The organism is Acinetobacter sp. ANC 4779, assembly GCF_004331055.1.
In the GTDB taxonomy this organism is placed as follows: Bacteria; Pseudomonadota; Gammaproteobacteria; order Pseudomonadales; family Moraxellaceae; genus Acinetobacter.
The window spans coordinates 1-14,784 of record NZ_SJNU01000009.1 but is presented as its reverse complement, the minus strand read 5'-3'; the positions used below and the strand labels follow the sequence as shown (position 1 = coordinate 14,784).

Here is a 14,784-nt window from a genome sequence, read left to right as displayed (position 1 = left end):
TTTATATAACGTCTTTGGTGATAAATGGCTTCAACTTGCCAATGAAAGTCTTGCCGTGTTCAAACCAGTTTTTACGAATCTCAGAATCCATATAGGTTTGCATGTGTTGTTCATTTTCAAACCAGCATTCTCCAATAGCATCGACACCCGGCACATCAAAGAATGGAACATGAAGATCTGTCGGTTCTGAAGCAATTAAACGCACTTCATATTTATGTAAACCGGGAATACCTTGTGACATTTCAAAGTGGCGTACACATTCGGCATCAAACTGCTCTTTGCTCATGTTTTCTGGTTTGCTGAGTAAGTAAAGGATACGAATCATCATCAAGCTTCCTGTTTTTTATAAAGAGAAGGGGCAGGCGTAAGCTCTTCTTTATGAACTTTAATTAACAAGATTGAAATGGTAGCTAAGGCATAGGCGGTTAAGCAAAACAAACCGATCGAGGTAGCAAGACCTAATGATTCAGCTAGTGAACCTACCCCCACCACGGAGAGAGCACCAAATGATTTTCCGACATTGTAGGAAAAGCCCATACCTGTGGTACGAATATGGGTAGGGAATAAGTCTGTTAAAAATGGTCCGAGTGCTGCAAACATCCCGATTGCAGAGAAACCAACAAAGAAACCCAGTGCTAAGGTGATGTATTGATTCATGGCAATCAACATATACACTACGGTCACAATCCAGCTCAAAATAGACATACCAATCAGAGTTTGTTTGCGACCCCATTTATCAGCCAGATAAGCTGTGAACATAAAGCCTGCAAATGCTCCTGCAGCCATAATTAAAATCGTGACAATTTTAGAACTTGGACTCAGTCCACGCTCATTCATCAGGGTCGGAATCCAAATTAAAATGGCATAGCAGGCTGCTTGTAAACCTATAACGAGGAAACTTGCAAAAATGGTTGAACGTAAATATTCTTTTTTGAAAATAGAACTAAAAGATGCTTTCTCAATATTTTCTTTATTTTTAGCCACATCATTTACAAATTCGGCCGATTCTTTCACATTACGACGAATGTAAATTACAATTAAAGCAGGAATGACACCGGTCCAAAAAACCACACGCCAAGACCATTCGGGTGGCAGCATGGTAATCAGTATTGTGGCTACAATCACTGAACCTGCCCAACCTAAAGCCATTCCTGACTGGACAAAGCCGACAGCTTTATTTTTATGTTTTGCAGAAACAGCTTCGGCCATGAGTGCCGCGCCGACAGCCCATTCCCCACCAAAACCGAGGCCTTGTAGCGTTCTTGCTACCAAAAGTTGTTCATAATTCTGTGCAAAGCCTGCCAATATGCCAAAAAATGTAAACCATAAAATGGTAAACATCAGGATTTTTACACGACCATAACGGTCAGCCAAAATACCTGCGATCCATCCACCAATGGCGGTAACAATAAGGGCAACCGTACCAATCAGGCCAACCTGAGTTTGACTAAGTGCCCAAGTCGCCATAATGACGGGTAATAAAAAACTAAAAATTTGCATGTCATACGAGTCAAGTGCCCAACCTGCATAACAAGCCCAAAATGTCTTTTTCTGATTGGAATCCGATTCCTTGTACCAATTCAACATTCCCATTTACATCTCCTTTGTAAAATAGATTTATGATTTATTTCATTCTTGAAAAATCGAGTGCTATATCGGTAATACGTTGAACATACTCAGCGGTATGAGGTGCCACAATATCTATGACAAAGACTTGTCCATTCACAAAGTCAAAGGTAGCAATCTCTGTATACACACGATTTACACAAGCCAGTCCCGTTAATGGATAACTGCACTTCTCTAAAATTTTGCTATGACCTTGTTTGGTTAAATGTTCCATCATGACGTAAACATTTTGTGCACCTGAGGCAAGATCCATTGCACCGCCTACAGCAGGAATGGCATCTGGATGTCCTGTATGCCAGTTGGCTAGATCACCATTGGCTGAAATTTGGAATGCACCCAGAATGCAGTAATCCAAATGTCCACCGCGCATCATTCCAAAAGAATCTGCATGATGAAAAAAGGCGCCCCCTTTTTTTAAATCAATGGCTTCTTTTCCTGCATTGATCAAATCCCAGTTTTCTTCACCGACTTCTGCTTGAGTCCATTGACCCAATACCCCATTTTCACTTTGTAGAATTACTTCTTTATCAGCGAAATAGTCCGCAACCAGTGTCGGTAAACCGATGCCTAAATTGACATATGAACCTTCAGGAATATCGTGAGCCACACGCTGAGCAAGATTATTTTTTTGTTGGATATCCATAGCAATTACACTCCCAGACCATTTTTTAGTGTTACGCGATCGACAAAAATTCCAGGAGTAATAATAATTTCCGGATCTAAATCACCCAGTTCACAGATTTGATCTACGGCGACTAAAGTGGTTTTTGCAGCCATCGCCATGACAGGAGCAAAATTACGTGCAGTTTTGTTGTAAATGAGATTGCCCCAACGATCACCGGTTTTGGCATAAATCAGGCAGTAATCTACGGCTAAAGCTTTCTCAAAGACGTAGCCTTTACCATCTATTTCTTTGGTTTCTTTATTTTCTGAAAGTAAGGTGCCATAAGCTGTACGTGTATAAAAACCACCAATCCCACAACCAGCAGCTCTTAAACGTTCTGCAAGCGTACCTTGAGGTACAACTTCAAGTTCAATTTCATTATTGCGATACAATTCTTCAAAAACATAGGCATCTTTTTGACGGGGGAATGAGCAAATTAGTTTTTTGACACGTTTGGCTTTGAGTAATGCTGCAAGACCTTGATCACCATTTCCAGCATTATTGCTCACAATAGTTAAATCTTTGGCCCCTTGTTCAATGAGTGCATCGATAAGTTCATTGGGCATGCCTGAACCACCAAAACCACCAACTGCAATGATCGAGCCATCTTGAATGTCTTTGACAATATCCTTTGCCGAATTGAAAATTTTATTGATCATTTTACTATCCTGTAACATTCGTTCTTTTCATGTTCTCTGGTAGTAAAGTTACATAGCTTGATGTTTTGCACAATTTTGAAATTTGAAAGTGGCGTTAACCTGGTGCTAACGCTATAGCGAGTGCAAATGACTTGATTATTAATGAATATGAGACTTTAAACATTCAATAAAATCTTCAGTGAATTGACTGATTTCATTAAAGTTAATAGCGCATATTTTAAAGCCTCGATGCGCCCATTCTTCTTTGATTTCTCTATATTCAATATTCGGGTGAATATGTTGTAAGCGGCGAAAAGCAACTACAGGAATAATGGCGATCCCTGTACCTGCTGCAACCATTTGACAAATAGAGTCATAGCTAGAAACTTGTACTCGAATATTTATTTTTTTATCTAATTGCCGAGATAACTTATGTAAAAAAATTTGAATTGCACTGCCTTCATGCAAAGTGACCACTGAATATTGAATTACATCTAATAATGTTACCGTTCTATGGTCTAAAATTGGATGATTTTTAGGGGCAATTAAAATCAGTTGAGAGGAAATTAAAGGTATTGTCTGCAAATTCTTCGTATCAATATTCCCAGAAATAATTCCAAGATCGGCACGTTTATCTGCGACAAGATTGACGATATCTTCACTAAGCATTTCTTTAAGGTTTACATCCACATGAGGATGAGTCGTTAGATACTCTGAGAGAGCTGTTGGGATGTATTCAGTGATGGCCGTTGTGTTGGCAGCAATAGATAATTTCCCTGGGATCAGATCGTTAAACTGAGCCAGTTCGCCTTTAAGACATTCAATTTCATGATAAATCGATTTGGCATATTTTAAATAGATCATCCCAATTTCAGTCAGTTCAACGCCTTGAGAAGAGCGGTCTAAAATTTTTAATCCTAAGACATGTTCTAAGTTTTTAATTCGATTACTAGCAGCGGGAGTAGATAAGAAAGATTTTTCTGCAGCCCGTGTCAAATTTTTGGTTTCTGCTATATTTAAAATTAACCGAAAATCATTTAGATCAAAGTTCACAGGCTCGCTCTATTGAATTTAAAAAACATCGTCATTTATTTTGGCTCTCATGGGTTGATTAGCAAACCGCTTGGTAAATTATTTATACCTCCTGACAATGTATAAATAATTTAAACTTTACTGGCCATCATCTATTTTTTTAAACTTGAGAGACTATTAGACAATAGTTATGTGAAAAGAAAGATTTTGGAATTGTAATTAATTTTTACTTTTAGCTTCGAAAACCTAACTCTTGGAGAATTTTTTCAGTATGTTCACCCAGTGCAGGGACTTTCGTAAGCTGAAAATCATCAGAATGACTTGTTCCAACAGGTTTTAGTGTTGGAATTTTGCCCATTGGTGTGTCAACCTCAGCCCAACGTTGTCTTGCTTTTAATTGTGGATGATTCCAGACATCGGCTAATGTATTGACATTCGCATTGGCAATTTTTGCCTGTTCAAGCCTTAAAATGATTTCGTTTTGAGTATAGTGAGAGAATACTTGAAGTATAGTGGCCGTTAATAAATCTCGGTTTTTTATTCGGTCGGAGTTGGTTTTAAACTCTCCGGATTGTGATAAATCAGGCATTACTAAGACTAATTCACAAAACGATGTCCATTCACGATCATTTTGTACAGCAAATAATACTTGTTTATTATCACCTGTCGCAAAGGGGCCATATGGAAAAATAGTGGCATGAGAAGCACCTGATTTTGGGGGTTCAGGTTGATCCTCTGAAGCGTAATAAAGAGGGAAGCCCATCCACTCAGTCATACATTCCAGCATAGAGATATCAATACGTTTGCCCAATCCCGTTTTTTGTCTTTCCAGCAGAGCTGCCAAGATATTGCTATAGGCATACATGCCTGCTGATATATCAGCAATAGAACATCCTGCTTTGACATTTTCCTGCTCTGTTCCAGTAATCGATAAAAAGCCAGACTCACTTTGAATCAGTAAGTCATAGGCCTTTTTATCACGATATGGACCCGGATGTTCTGGGTCATCACCATAGCCTGAAATATCACAGACAATTAGTTGTGGAAAAGATGAATGAAGTTGCTCGAAAGAAAGGCCTAAACGAGATGCCGCACCCGGTGCTAAATTTTGGATAAGAATGTCAGCTTTACTTAACAGGCTTTTTAATACGGGTTGGGCCTCGGGAGATTTCAAATCCAGTGCTAAGCTTTCTTTAGAGCGATTTGTCCAAACAAAATGAGAAGACATTCCTTTGACCCGTTCATCATAATAACGTGCAAAATCCCCACCTTCAGGTCGTTCAATCTTGATGACACGTGCACCTAGATCAGCTAACTGACGTGTACAAAATGGTGCCGAAATTGCATGTTCCAAAGCAATGACAGTAATACCTTCAAGTAGTTTCATCTCATTACTCCTGAAATGTTACTTTTGCTTTCATCGCTATCTGCCCATCAATATGTTCAATCCATAATTCTGCATTTTGCTCTTGTACATCGCCGCAGATATAAAACTCATTAAAATCGAATACAGGTTTTAGGGCGCGAAATTCAAATTTTTTAATAACTTTTTCTGGATATCTATCTTGTAGTGTTTGCAGCAAAAGGGTAGCCAAAAGTGGTCCATGTACCACTAGACCAGGATATCCTTCGACTTGGATTGCGTATGGACGATCATAGTGAATTTTGTGGCCATTAAATGTGAGGGCCGAATAACGAAATAATGCAGTCGTATCTACGGTGTATTGTTGTTTAAAACTATAATCCAGTGGAGGGTTTACGACTGAAGTTTTTGATACCTTCGTCTTCTGATTCGTATCGGTATCCGGTTTGTAAACAATATCCTGTTGTTCTTTAATGACCAATTCATCATTGGCATAAATGGCATGATTGACTGTCACGAAATAAAGATCTGTAGTCTTTCCCTGTTTAAATTGAATATCTGAAATTTCAGAGACTCGACGTAATGCCTGTCCCGCCATAATTGGTTTTATAAACTCTAGGCGGCTACCAGCCCACATTCGTCTTGGAAAAGGGATAGGGGGGAGAAAATTACCTTTTTTAGGATGGCCATCTGTAGCAATTTCAGACTGGTCGACGACATGGGGGAAATTCATCCAATGAAAAAGATGAGGTATTTCTTTTACTGGTAAATCTTTTTTATTGAATAATGCCTGGAGCATCTGTACTGATCGTTGTTCACAACGATCTTCTGAACTTTGTTTATTTCCAATCCATTCTGCAAAGTTTTGCATAGTCTTGTCCTTATCTTTACTTACCCAACTTGTTTTAGAATTTTCTCAGCTTTTGAAATAATGGGTTTATCAATCATTTTTCCATTCAAGCTAATCGTTTGGCCAGCAGCAGCTTGCACCGCATCAAGAACCTGTTGTGCCCATTGAATTTCTTCAGGACTAGAATTAAATATTTGATTGACGATTTTGACCTGGTTGGGGTGAATGCATAATTTGCCTTGGAAGCCTAATTTTTTAGCTTGGAGGGTTTCAGTCATGACTAATTCAGTGTTGCCAAAATCCGCAGTCACCCCATCAATAGGATTCGCAATACCTGCAAGTTTGGAGGCTAAGGCAATTTTATTACGGAAGTACATCAACTCTAAAAAGTCGCCAGACATATCCATTTCAAGTTGAAAATCTATAGAGCCAAACATCAAGGCACGCACAGCTGGAAATTGTGCAATTTCCTCTACATGGGCCATGCCATAAGGCGTTTCAATAATAGGATAAATATCAATGATACGAATATGTTGAATGGATTCAAATTCCTGTTGTCTTTCTGCTTTAGGTAAAACAATCGCAATAACATTTGAAAATTGAGCAAGTTGAATATCGTCTGCAAACCATTCAGTCTGAAAAGCATTCACTCGAATCATGACTTTTTCAGTGGGATGGTCTAATAACCACTGCTTGAGTAATGCACGTGATTCGAGTTTGTATTCAGTTGGAATCGCGTCTTCGAGATCAATAATAACGGCGTCACTACCACTATTGAGCGCTTTTAGATAGCGCTCAGGACGGTTAGCAGGAACAAATAAAAATGAACGAGGAGTCTGCATTTTATTTTTCCTCAAAGCTTAAAAAGAACGGGGTAAATCAAGTAAATGTTCGGCAACATAACTGAGAATTAAGTTGGTTGAGATTGGTGCAACTTGATACAGGCGAGTTTCACGGAATTTACGTTCAATGTCATATTCATTGGCAAAACCAAAACCACCATGGAATTGCAGGCAATGGTTCGCTGCTTCCCAGCTTGCTTTTGCAGCCAAAAGTTTCGCCATGTTGGCTTCAGCACCACAGGCTTGACCATTATCGAAAAGTTCACAAGCACGGAAACGCATCAAATTGGCAGCTTCAATCTCAATGAAGGCTTCAGCAAGAGGAAACTGGACTCCCTGGTTTTGACCAATTGGGCGACCAAATACTTCACGCTCTTTGACATACTTTGTGGCGCGATCCATAAACCAATAACCATCACCAATACATTCTGCAGCAATCAGAGTACGTTCGGCATTAAGACCATCGAGAATGTATTTAAAGCCTTTACCTTCTTCGCCAATTAAGTTTTCTTCAGGAATTTCTAAATTTTCAAAAAATAGTTCGTTGGTTTCATGATTCACCATATTAGGAATAGGTTGAACGGCCATGCCAGATTTCATCGCCTCTTTAATATCGACCATGAAAATAGACATCCCTTCAGATTTCTTTTTCACTTCAGCTAAAGGCGTTGTACGAGCAAGAAGGATCATCCAGTCACTATGCTGTACACGTGAAATCCAAACTTTTTGACCATTAATCACATAACGATCGCCTTTTTTGACTGCAGTCGTACGAATTTTTGTGGTGTCTGTCCCGGTTGTCGGTTCAGTAACGGCCATAGATTGTAGACGCCATTCACCAGAAGCAATTTTAGGTAAATAAAATTCTTTTTGTGCTTGAGAACCATTACGTAACAGCGTGCTCATGTTATACATTTGACCATGACAGGCACCTGAATTGCCCCCGCTACGATTAATTTCTTCCATAACGACAGATGCTTCTGCTAACCCTAAACCTGATCCACCAAACTCTTCTGGAATCATGGCCGCGAGCCAGCCGGCCTGGGTTAACGCATTAACAAATTCTTCAGGATAAGCTTTGTTTTCGTCAATTTTACGATGATATTCATCTGGGAATTGGGCACATAATGCACGTACAGCTTCACGAATTTCTGGGTAGTTATTAAAAGTACTTTTCACTTGAATATCCTTATATTGCTCTGTTCTTATTATTGATCATATATTGTTATGGATTTAAAACTGAAATAGTATATTTTGATGGAAGACATGCTAGAAAATTATCAAAATGGATATTAAGCAATTACGTACATTTATTACTATTTTAGAGATTCAGAACCTAACTAAAGCAGCTGCAATGCTAAATATTGTACAGCCAGCAGTAACTCGACAAATTCAAATGCTTGAAGACGAATTAGGGGTAAAACTATTTAACCGTTCTCGTCATGGTATGGCGCTGACGGATGAGGGGAAAGTTCTTGAGCCTTATGCAAGAAGGATTTTGGAGGACATTGAAAGTGCCAAATTGGAGTTGACTGCAAATAAAGGGATGATTCGGGGGAAAGTTCATATTGGTGTGTTGTCGAGTATTAGTGAATTACTTTCCACTTTGATTATGAATTTAATCAAGGAAAAGTATCCTGAAGTACAAGTAAAAATATCAGTGGGATATTCTGGGCATTTAAAAGAATGGTTAGAGGCTGGAGATATTGATTTAGCTTTAATGTATGACGCTACACCATCGAAGTTAATTGATTTGACGCCATTAGTAAGAGAGCCACTATTTTTAATAGGATCAGCTCAATCCACACTTCAGCAAAATGAAGTTCTTGAACTTAAAAAAATAGAGCAATTTCCATTAATTTTACCTTTTCATCCTCACCGATTACGTTCTCTGATTGAGCAGGCTTATAAGCAAAATGAAGCTAACTTAAATATCTACGCTGAAACTAACGATTTGAATATACAAAAACAGCTAGTGATTCAGAACTTTGGTTATACAATTTTACCTTTAGTTTCTGTCATAAATGAGCTTAAGGTAGGATTAATTAAAGTTACTCCAATTGTTGATCCCGCATTTTCTCGTGTGATTACTTTAGCAACCCACTCTACTAGAAATATTCCCAAGCACATTCGGATCATTTCAGGTGAAATCATTGGTTGTGTTGAGCAATCTATTAATGAGAAAAAATGGCCGAATGCTCAGTGGATATATGAAAGTTAGTATCTAATTTTTATTGATATAATTAAAAATTAAAGACTAAATCCCTAAGACAAGCTGATAAGGCTTAAACACTTCAAATACAGCATTAGCAACCAAGGGGTTTAATGACGCAGCCTTTGCAAAATCCATCTCTATAGCTAAAAAGCTTCCTAGTCGGCAAGACGGTTCACAAAAGGAATTTCAAAGGGGGATGACAATTCATTCACTCTAAATTCATGAGCAGGCTAGAGGTGCGGCTATTACTCTCAATAAAAGGATATATGCCTAGTTTGCATTTACTTTTACAGTTTTTTCAAGGGAGCGTATCAGATCTGCTGTCTATACTAGTCTAAGAATTGGGCGGTCATTAAAGTGTAATCTGCATGTTAGTTGCACTGGAAATGAGGACATTTTTTGACGATAGCGGAGAGCATTATCATCATCAATATTTTTGAAAATAAGCCGATGGAGAGTGCGAATTTGCCATTCAGAAAAATGGTTCTTCTTTTCTAATAATATCCTCAACATAATAAATGGCATTTCAATGGTTAATTGCCTCGAAGTGATCTTTTAATGCCTTCCCACCCACAGTTATACCTTCTAACACGACTAAGTGTATTCCCTTCAATAGCATTGGAATGATAAGTCCACCGTACAATAAGATCTTCTTGTAAATTTTTTATTATTGAAGGGGATAGAGCGCGATATTGATCTAATGTATTTTTTAAATCATCAATAATTTCAAACATTCCCTTATCGCTGAATTTATCTTGGTCGATAAGACATGAAAAAATAAACGTCAGAAATGTAATAACACACCATTATATTTTGCATTGATTGTATAAAGTGGTAAGTGGACTGCCCCCAGTATTCTAGACACGAGGCAGCCTCATTTTGAAGACACATTATTGTTCATTTCACCCATACATCTATGGCATGTTGCAGATGACCAGTTTTGACATAAAGCGTTGCACCTGATGAACTTGCCTTAAATTTAGCAGTACTATTGATAGGAAGACGAACCCACGAACCTGCTGGATATATTTCAGTGCCACAAAATAATTGACCTTTGATAATGAAAAACTCAACCCCTAGTTCTGATTTCTCTACGAAAAGTTGATCAGATTTTAGCTTTTCTAAATAGGTCTGCTCATGTTCCGATTGAAATAATGGGCATATCATCCGATGTTCAGTAAGCTTCCAATTCGCTGGATCATTGGTATTAATTCGGGTGGACTCTATCTCATGTTCGGTCATTTGCCTCAGTTTCACAAAGATTAAACAACCTGCTTTACTGGAAACCCGATGAGTTGAATGATGGGGGTTACGTAAATACCAACCTGCCGGATAATCATCTGCAACATTCTCGGTAAAAATGCCTGACAATATGAGGACTTCTTCACCTAAAGGATGTTGATGTTCAGGGAAGGCAGATTCTGGTGCATATTGTACAAGACTCGTTGCACGTGCTTTCTCATCACCAATACGATCAAGCATCATTCTATCAACTTCGCCTCCTGGAGATTTCACCCAATGGTAATCCTCTGGCTTGATGATGACGGGCTGTGAAAAGTCGGCATGAATAAACATAATGCTGTCCTGTGGTGAAGAAACTTACTTATTTTAACGAGAATGCATAAGTTTATCTTAAAAGAATTAGTGATTAGTTAGCTCACTGGTTCAGAAAAGATAAGCATGTTGATAGCAGATATTACTCACTAAGCTATGAAATATTAAGATTTTAGAATTTAATAACCTGTGATTTATTTTTACATTAATGAGGCTGGATTATTCAGATATAAAAAACTAATAGTAAATGATCATGTTTCGAGCTTGATGGCTATCTTGAGATTTCAGATGAAGTTTCACCTAAGAAAGCTAACGAGTTATTGGATAATGATTTATCGAAAGATGACAACCTAATCATCTCACAAGCAAGAACATAGCTGATTAATCGCTCTTTCTTTTAAGCAATCAAGACACACTTTGATTCAGTCCTCATAAACTATTTAATCAATTTCAGTCGCATAATGGAAATCGTATAGAAAAAGGATAAAGCAGTATTTGATTCTCCTTTTTGATTATTTTTTAGAAGCAGACTATTGTGCTTCTATTTTTGATAGGCAATAAAAAGCCCAATATTGAATTGGGCCTATTTTTTACTCTTCTGCTTCAAGAGGATTTCCGTCCTCTGGACGAATATGACGCGTTCCATCATCTGCAGGATCGACACTTGAACCATCTTTAGTAATAGTGTTGTACATCTCGTCCTCTTTCTTGTCATCGATAAATTCTTCGTCTTCAAGATCTAGAGGCTCCTCATCATCTTCGAAATTTAAAGGCTTTTCTTCATCTTTCATGGCAGTCCTTCAGTTATCAAACCCAGAGGATATTATGCTCAAACATTCCATAACGTTATTCAATAGACAACAATCATCATTTATGTAACTAGTAATTTAAAATAAAGTGCAATTTCACCATGGGAGTGGATAGGAAACACAGGTTTTTGCCTTTCCTATTGCTCATTAAAAAAACTTCCTGAAGGAAGTTTTACTATTAAATAATATCAATTAAAGGTTTGACCGAGGGCATAAATAACCAGCATAAGCACTAGAGCTGAGGATGATGTTACAATTATTTCTATTGCATTCATTACTATCGCTCCCTGCTTTATTGTTCTTTGTTTATATAATGTACACAGAGTTAGTATCAACAACAAATTAATGAAATAAGTAAAAAATTATGACAATTTTCAAGTGTTAAAAAACCACCCAAAGGTGGCCATCGCTTCTATAGATTTGTATGTCAGATTAAATGTGAATAGTGATAAAGTTTCTTTGCAGGTGGGAAAAAATCATCATCCCAAAAATTAAAAAAGTTAACGTAATAGTTGTAGAATTATATATTCGCATTTATTCACTTATCATATTCATAGTGTTACACATTACCTAATCTCTGTTACAAAAGCAAACAAATTATTATTCTTTGTTAACTTTATCATATTTAAATCAGTTAACTGGGTTTGAAATATATTGCGGTTTGTAGAGTTCAGTCTGGCTCAAGAAACTTTAATATATGAAACCACCGATGAAGTAATTTTTTAATGGCTATAGTTTCTTTTGATGTGATTACTCAAGATAGGTGGTTTTTCTAATGTTTTAAAATTTAATAATAAAATTGTGAACTTTCTGCCATTGCCATTTTCTATGGAATGAAGGTAAAACTGGAACTTATAAGAACTATTGGGAACTGGTTAAGGCATGGAGAGGAAAAGAGTTATTGTATTAAGTGGAATATTTTTAATCTCTCTCTCTTTACTATGTGTGCATGTATATGCAGATTTTAAGAGAAAAAAATCAGAGCGAATCAAGTTATTGATAAGGGAAGCAGAATCGTCTTTATCTACTCTTGGAGTAAGTGAATGAAATAATGAGTAAGATTGCTTTATTTAATTGGTTTTTTTTGCTCATAAAATAAGCCCAGCTTGAAAAGAAAAAACAACTCAATGTAAACGGATAGAAACAGTTCCTCTATATTTTTTATACTTTGTTATCAATGACTAAATGGTATATTTTAGTTACACCAAAAAAAGCCAAAAAGTAAAAAATGCTCAACCCAATATTAGCCCGCTTAATTCCCCCGATTAAGCGGGCTTTTTATTATGAATTGTTTTTATATTGTTGAAATAAAAAGGTAAATATCCACCTTGATCAATGAACTATTATCGTGCCAGTAGTATCTTGATTGTGGCTGTATTGTGAAGCATGTTTATACTACTCCAACAGTTAGCCTTCCTATTATATGTGAAATATTTTTTTGTCTAGAGAAAATATTCCCGCTTTCCTGGAAGCAATTCATTAGATCAGAAGCACTTAGTTTTACATGCCTTAAAAACATAAAATAAATTGCGAACTCTAAAGAAATCATTACATATCTATTGATAAAATTTACATTTTTTACCACATACATTTTTATAATATTTAAGAAATTATCAAAGGGATATAAAAATGCCTAAACTTCATAAATTAAAAGAGATCAGTGCTAAAAGTAGTTGTGGCACAGAAATTATTGTAGAGCGGATTTATGAAAGAGTTCTAAGTGATGCAAGTAACGACGAAACATGGATACCTTTGCCTAAAATTGCGCTTACAGACAAAGTAATTGATTTAAGCCATGACGAGACATTTACTCATCCTCGAACAGGGGTAGTCTTTAAAGTATTAATGGATCAATATTCGCAATCTATAATGATCAACTAAAGTTCTTTCTGACATTCCTTCTTGGATAACAGTGTAGGTATTTAAAATTGCTAATAAATTTCTATTCCTAATGCTACCACTGGCTAAACGGATATCCATATGTGAGTTTTGATGAAGTATAAGTCAGTTTTATAACTTAACTTGAACGAACAAATCAGCTGTTGAGTTTGAAAAATATGCCGGTATTCTGAGTATATAATAATGAGGCAGATAAGGTTGCTCTGAAAAATTATCCACCTGATCCTTTTCTCCTTCTTATTCTAGGATCTTTGTGGAGGTGAAAAATGAAACTATCAGAACAAGTGAAACAAGCATTTTTCGATTACATAGATCAGAATTATAAAGTACCCAATTATCTATTAATAAGTCCCGATGCCTATAAAACATTACTTCAGGAATCTAGTAATTTTATTACAACGACTCCAATGGATACAGGTATTGTGGATATGAAATTTCTAGGGTGTGAAATTGGGGTCGCCCAAGATGCTGAGTTTTCCTTTGAGTGGACAAAGAAATAATTTATTTTCTGGTCAGTTAGATATTTGATTATTCTTATTTATATAAAAAAAGAACAATTAAAGCAGGGGGAGGCTGTGAGGACAGTAGAAATGTTTATCACTTCATTTTTTAACAATGCTTGTACTTGTTATATATGGCCTTGGGCAAATAGCCCATTAAACTAAAGATTTAATAAAGCTACCATAAGAGTGGTTTTTTGATATGTAAATTTATTGGGGTTAATAAATTTTCAGCTTTTAAAAAGTTGATGAATTTTTTGTTTTCTCATTTTTGAGTAAAGTAGCTTCAAGATAAATTATTTCGCTTCGCAAGGTTGAAGTAGGGATTATCTATGGGAGTGATTGGGGTAAATACAATAGGATTAGAGGTTAAAACTATAATAAAAATAAATTTGAAAATTCAAGTTAAGTATAATTTTTATAAATACGATTAATAAGTAGGCGAAAATACGCTGTTTTTAACAAATTAGCTGAAAAAATAAACACTCATGACGAATACGTGGAATAAGGGGTTGCGCGGATGCTGAAACTGTATAGAATACGCCGCATACCAACGAGATATGTTGAGACGAACGAAGCGCGAAGCGCTGAGTTGTTGAGATTATCTTGTTGTTTCTTGTCTCTGACGAAGAGCAAGATAAATCATTAAGAACTTATGAAGAACAACTTGTGTGGATTTTTACTGGTTGATCGATCGAAATTATTTTCATTGATTGATGGTAGAAATGACTCGAAGTTTATTTGAGAAATATTTGTCAGAAAATTGATGAGCCAAGATTGGTGCCCTTTAAG

At 36.6% G+C, this 14,784-nt stretch carries 14 protein-coding genes and 1 pseudogene; 3 read left to right on the top strand and 12 right to left on the bottom strand.

Annotation, left to right across the window (positions count from 1 at the left end; translation table 11 throughout):
- Window position 1 precedes the first annotated feature (1 nt).
- The 9 genes from E0H80_RS11065 to E0H80_RS11025 form a co-directional block, all read right to left on the bottom strand.
- Window positions 2-328 carry an EthD domain-containing protein gene (locus tag E0H80_RS11065; protein WP_228259990.1) on the bottom strand — a complete coding sequence of 109 codons (327 nt, stop codon included), beginning with the start codon at window positions 326-328 and terminating at the stop codon, window positions 2-4.
- The gene (locus E0H80_RS11060; RefSeq protein WP_131365797.1) at window positions 328-1,593 is read right to left on the bottom strand and encodes an MFS transporter; all 1,266 of its coding nucleotides are present in this window, start codon (window positions 1,591-1,593) and stop codon (window positions 328-330) included. Before E0H80_RS11060 ends, E0H80_RS11065 begins: the two co-directional genes overlap by 1 nt.
- Before the next feature lie 31 nt (window positions 1,594-1,624).
- Complete coding sequence (locus E0H80_RS11055) at window positions 1,625-2,269, bottom strand: 3-oxoacid CoA-transferase subunit B (protein ID WP_131365795.1); 645 nt, start codon at window positions 2,267-2,269, stop codon at window positions 1,625-1,627.
- 5 nt (window positions 2,270-2,274) lie between these two features.
- The gene (locus tag E0H80_RS11050; protein WP_067870343.1) at window positions 2,275-2,949 is read right to left on the bottom strand and encodes a 3-oxoacid CoA-transferase subunit A; all 675 of its coding nucleotides are present in this window, start codon (window positions 2,947-2,949) and stop codon (window positions 2,275-2,277) included.
- A 138-nt stretch (window positions 2,950-3,087) separates the two neighbouring features.
- On the bottom strand, window positions 3,088-3,981 hold the full coding sequence (locus E0H80_RS11045; protein WP_131365793.1) for a LysR family transcriptional regulator: 894 nt from the start codon (window positions 3,979-3,981) through the stop codon (window positions 3,088-3,090).
- 211 nt (window positions 3,982-4,192) lie between these two features.
- Window positions 4,193-5,347, bottom strand: a complete 1,155-nt coding sequence (locus tag E0H80_RS11040) for a CaiB/BaiF CoA transferase family protein (protein WP_131365791.1) — start codon at window positions 5,345-5,347, stop codon at window positions 4,193-4,195.
- A 4-nt stretch (window positions 5,348-5,351) separates the two neighbouring features.
- Entirely contained in the window at window positions 5,352-6,194 is an 843-nt protein-coding gene (locus tag E0H80_RS11035; RefSeq protein WP_131365789.1) for an FAS1-like dehydratase domain-containing protein, read from the bottom strand.
- Between the two features lie 20 nt (window positions 6,195-6,214).
- A complete protein-coding gene (locus E0H80_RS11030; protein ID WP_131365787.1) occupies window positions 6,215-7,015 on the bottom strand; it encodes an HpcH/HpaI aldolase/citrate lyase family protein in 801 nt (266 codons plus the stop codon).
- An 18-nt stretch (window positions 7,016-7,033) separates the two neighbouring features.
- On the bottom strand, window positions 7,034-8,194 hold the full coding sequence (locus E0H80_RS11025; RefSeq protein WP_131365785.1) for an acyl-CoA dehydrogenase family protein: 1,161 nt from the start codon (window positions 8,192-8,194) through the stop codon (window positions 7,034-7,036).
- Between the two features lie 106 nt (window positions 8,195-8,300).
- Between E0H80_RS11025 and E0H80_RS11020 the strand changes: the two genes are divergently transcribed.
- Window positions 8,301-9,236, top strand: coding sequence for a LysR family transcriptional regulator (locus E0H80_RS11020; RefSeq protein ID WP_131365783.1), 936 nt, complete (start codon window positions 8,301-8,303; stop codon window positions 9,234-9,236).
- A 36-nt stretch (window positions 9,237-9,272) separates the two neighbouring features.
- Here E0H80_RS11020 and E0H80_RS16885 read toward each other — a convergent pair.
- The 3 genes and pseudogenes from E0H80_RS16885 to E0H80_RS11005 all read right to left on the bottom strand — a co-directional run bounded on the left by E0H80_RS16885 (window position 9,273) and on the right by E0H80_RS11005 (window position 11,575).
- Window positions 9,273-9,964, bottom strand: a pseudogene (locus tag E0H80_RS16885) (Fic family protein).
- A 163-nt stretch (window positions 9,965-10,127) separates the two neighbouring features.
- Window positions 10,128-10,805, bottom strand: coding sequence for a cupin domain-containing protein (locus E0H80_RS11010; protein WP_131365781.1), 678 nt, complete (start codon window positions 10,803-10,805; stop codon window positions 10,128-10,130).
- Between the two features lie 569 nt (window positions 10,806-11,374).
- A complete protein-coding gene (locus tag E0H80_RS11005; RefSeq protein ID WP_131365779.1) occupies window positions 11,375-11,575 on the bottom strand; it encodes a hypothetical protein in 201 nt (66 codons plus the stop codon).
- 1,647 nt (window positions 11,576-13,222) lie between these two features.
- Here E0H80_RS11005 and E0H80_RS11000 point away from each other — a divergent pair.
- Together E0H80_RS11000 and E0H80_RS10995 are read left to right on the top strand one after the other, a co-directional pair.
- The gene (locus tag E0H80_RS11000; RefSeq protein WP_131365777.1) at window positions 13,223-13,474 is read left to right on the top strand and encodes a hypothetical protein; all 252 of its coding nucleotides are present in this window, start codon (window positions 13,223-13,225) and stop codon (window positions 13,472-13,474) included.
- A gap of 284 nt (window positions 13,475-13,758) precedes the next feature.
- On the top strand, window positions 13,759-13,992 hold the full coding sequence (locus E0H80_RS10995) for a hypothetical protein (protein ID WP_131365775.1): 234 nt from the start codon (window positions 13,759-13,761) through the stop codon (window positions 13,990-13,992).
- Window positions 13,993-14,784 lie beyond the last annotated feature (792 nt).

Bases quoted from the DNA above. Each gene is read 5' to 3' on its own strand.
- E0H80_RS11040 (WP_131365791.1), bottom strand. From the start codon at position 5,347: ATGAAACTACTTGAAGGTATTACTGTCATTGCTTTGGAACATGCAATT.
- E0H80_RS11050 (WP_067870343.1), bottom strand. From the start codon at position 2,949: ATGATCAATAAAATTTTCAATTCGGCAAAGGATATTGTCAAAGACATT.
- E0H80_RS11060 (WP_131365797.1), bottom strand. From the start codon at position 1,593: ATGGGAATGTTGAATTGGTACAAGGAATCGGATTCCAATCAGAAAAAG.
- E0H80_RS11035 (WP_131365789.1), bottom strand. From the start codon at position 6,194: ATGCAAAACTTTGCAGAATGGATTGGAAATAAACAAAGTTCAGAAGAT.
- E0H80_RS11000 (WP_131365777.1), top strand. From the start codon at position 13,223: ATGCCTAAACTTCATAAATTAAAAGAGATCAGTGCTAAAAGTAGTTGT.
- E0H80_RS11055 (WP_131365795.1), bottom strand. From the start codon at position 2,269: ATGGATATCCAACAAAAAAATAATCTTGCTCAGCGTGTGGCTCACGAT.
- E0H80_RS11010 (WP_131365781.1), bottom strand. From the start codon at position 10,805: ATGTTTATTCATGCCGACTTTTCACAGCCCGTCATCATCAAGCCAGAG.
- E0H80_RS11065 (WP_228259990.1), bottom strand. From the start codon at position 328: ATGATGATTCGTATCCTTTACTTACTCAGCAAACCAGAAAACATGAGC.
- E0H80_RS11005 (WP_131365779.1), bottom strand. From the start codon at position 11,575: ATGAAAGATGAAGAAAAGCCTTTAAATTTCGAAGATGATGAGGAGCCT.
- E0H80_RS11030 (WP_131365787.1), bottom strand. From the start codon at position 7,015: ATGCAGACTCCTCGTTCATTTTTATTTGTTCCTGCTAACCGTCCTGAG.
- E0H80_RS10995 (WP_131365775.1), top strand. From the start codon at position 13,759: ATGAAACTATCAGAACAAGTGAAACAAGCATTTTTCGATTACATAGAT.
- E0H80_RS11020 (WP_131365783.1), top strand. From the start codon at position 8,301: ATGGATATTAAGCAATTACGTACATTTATTACTATTTTAGAGATTCAG.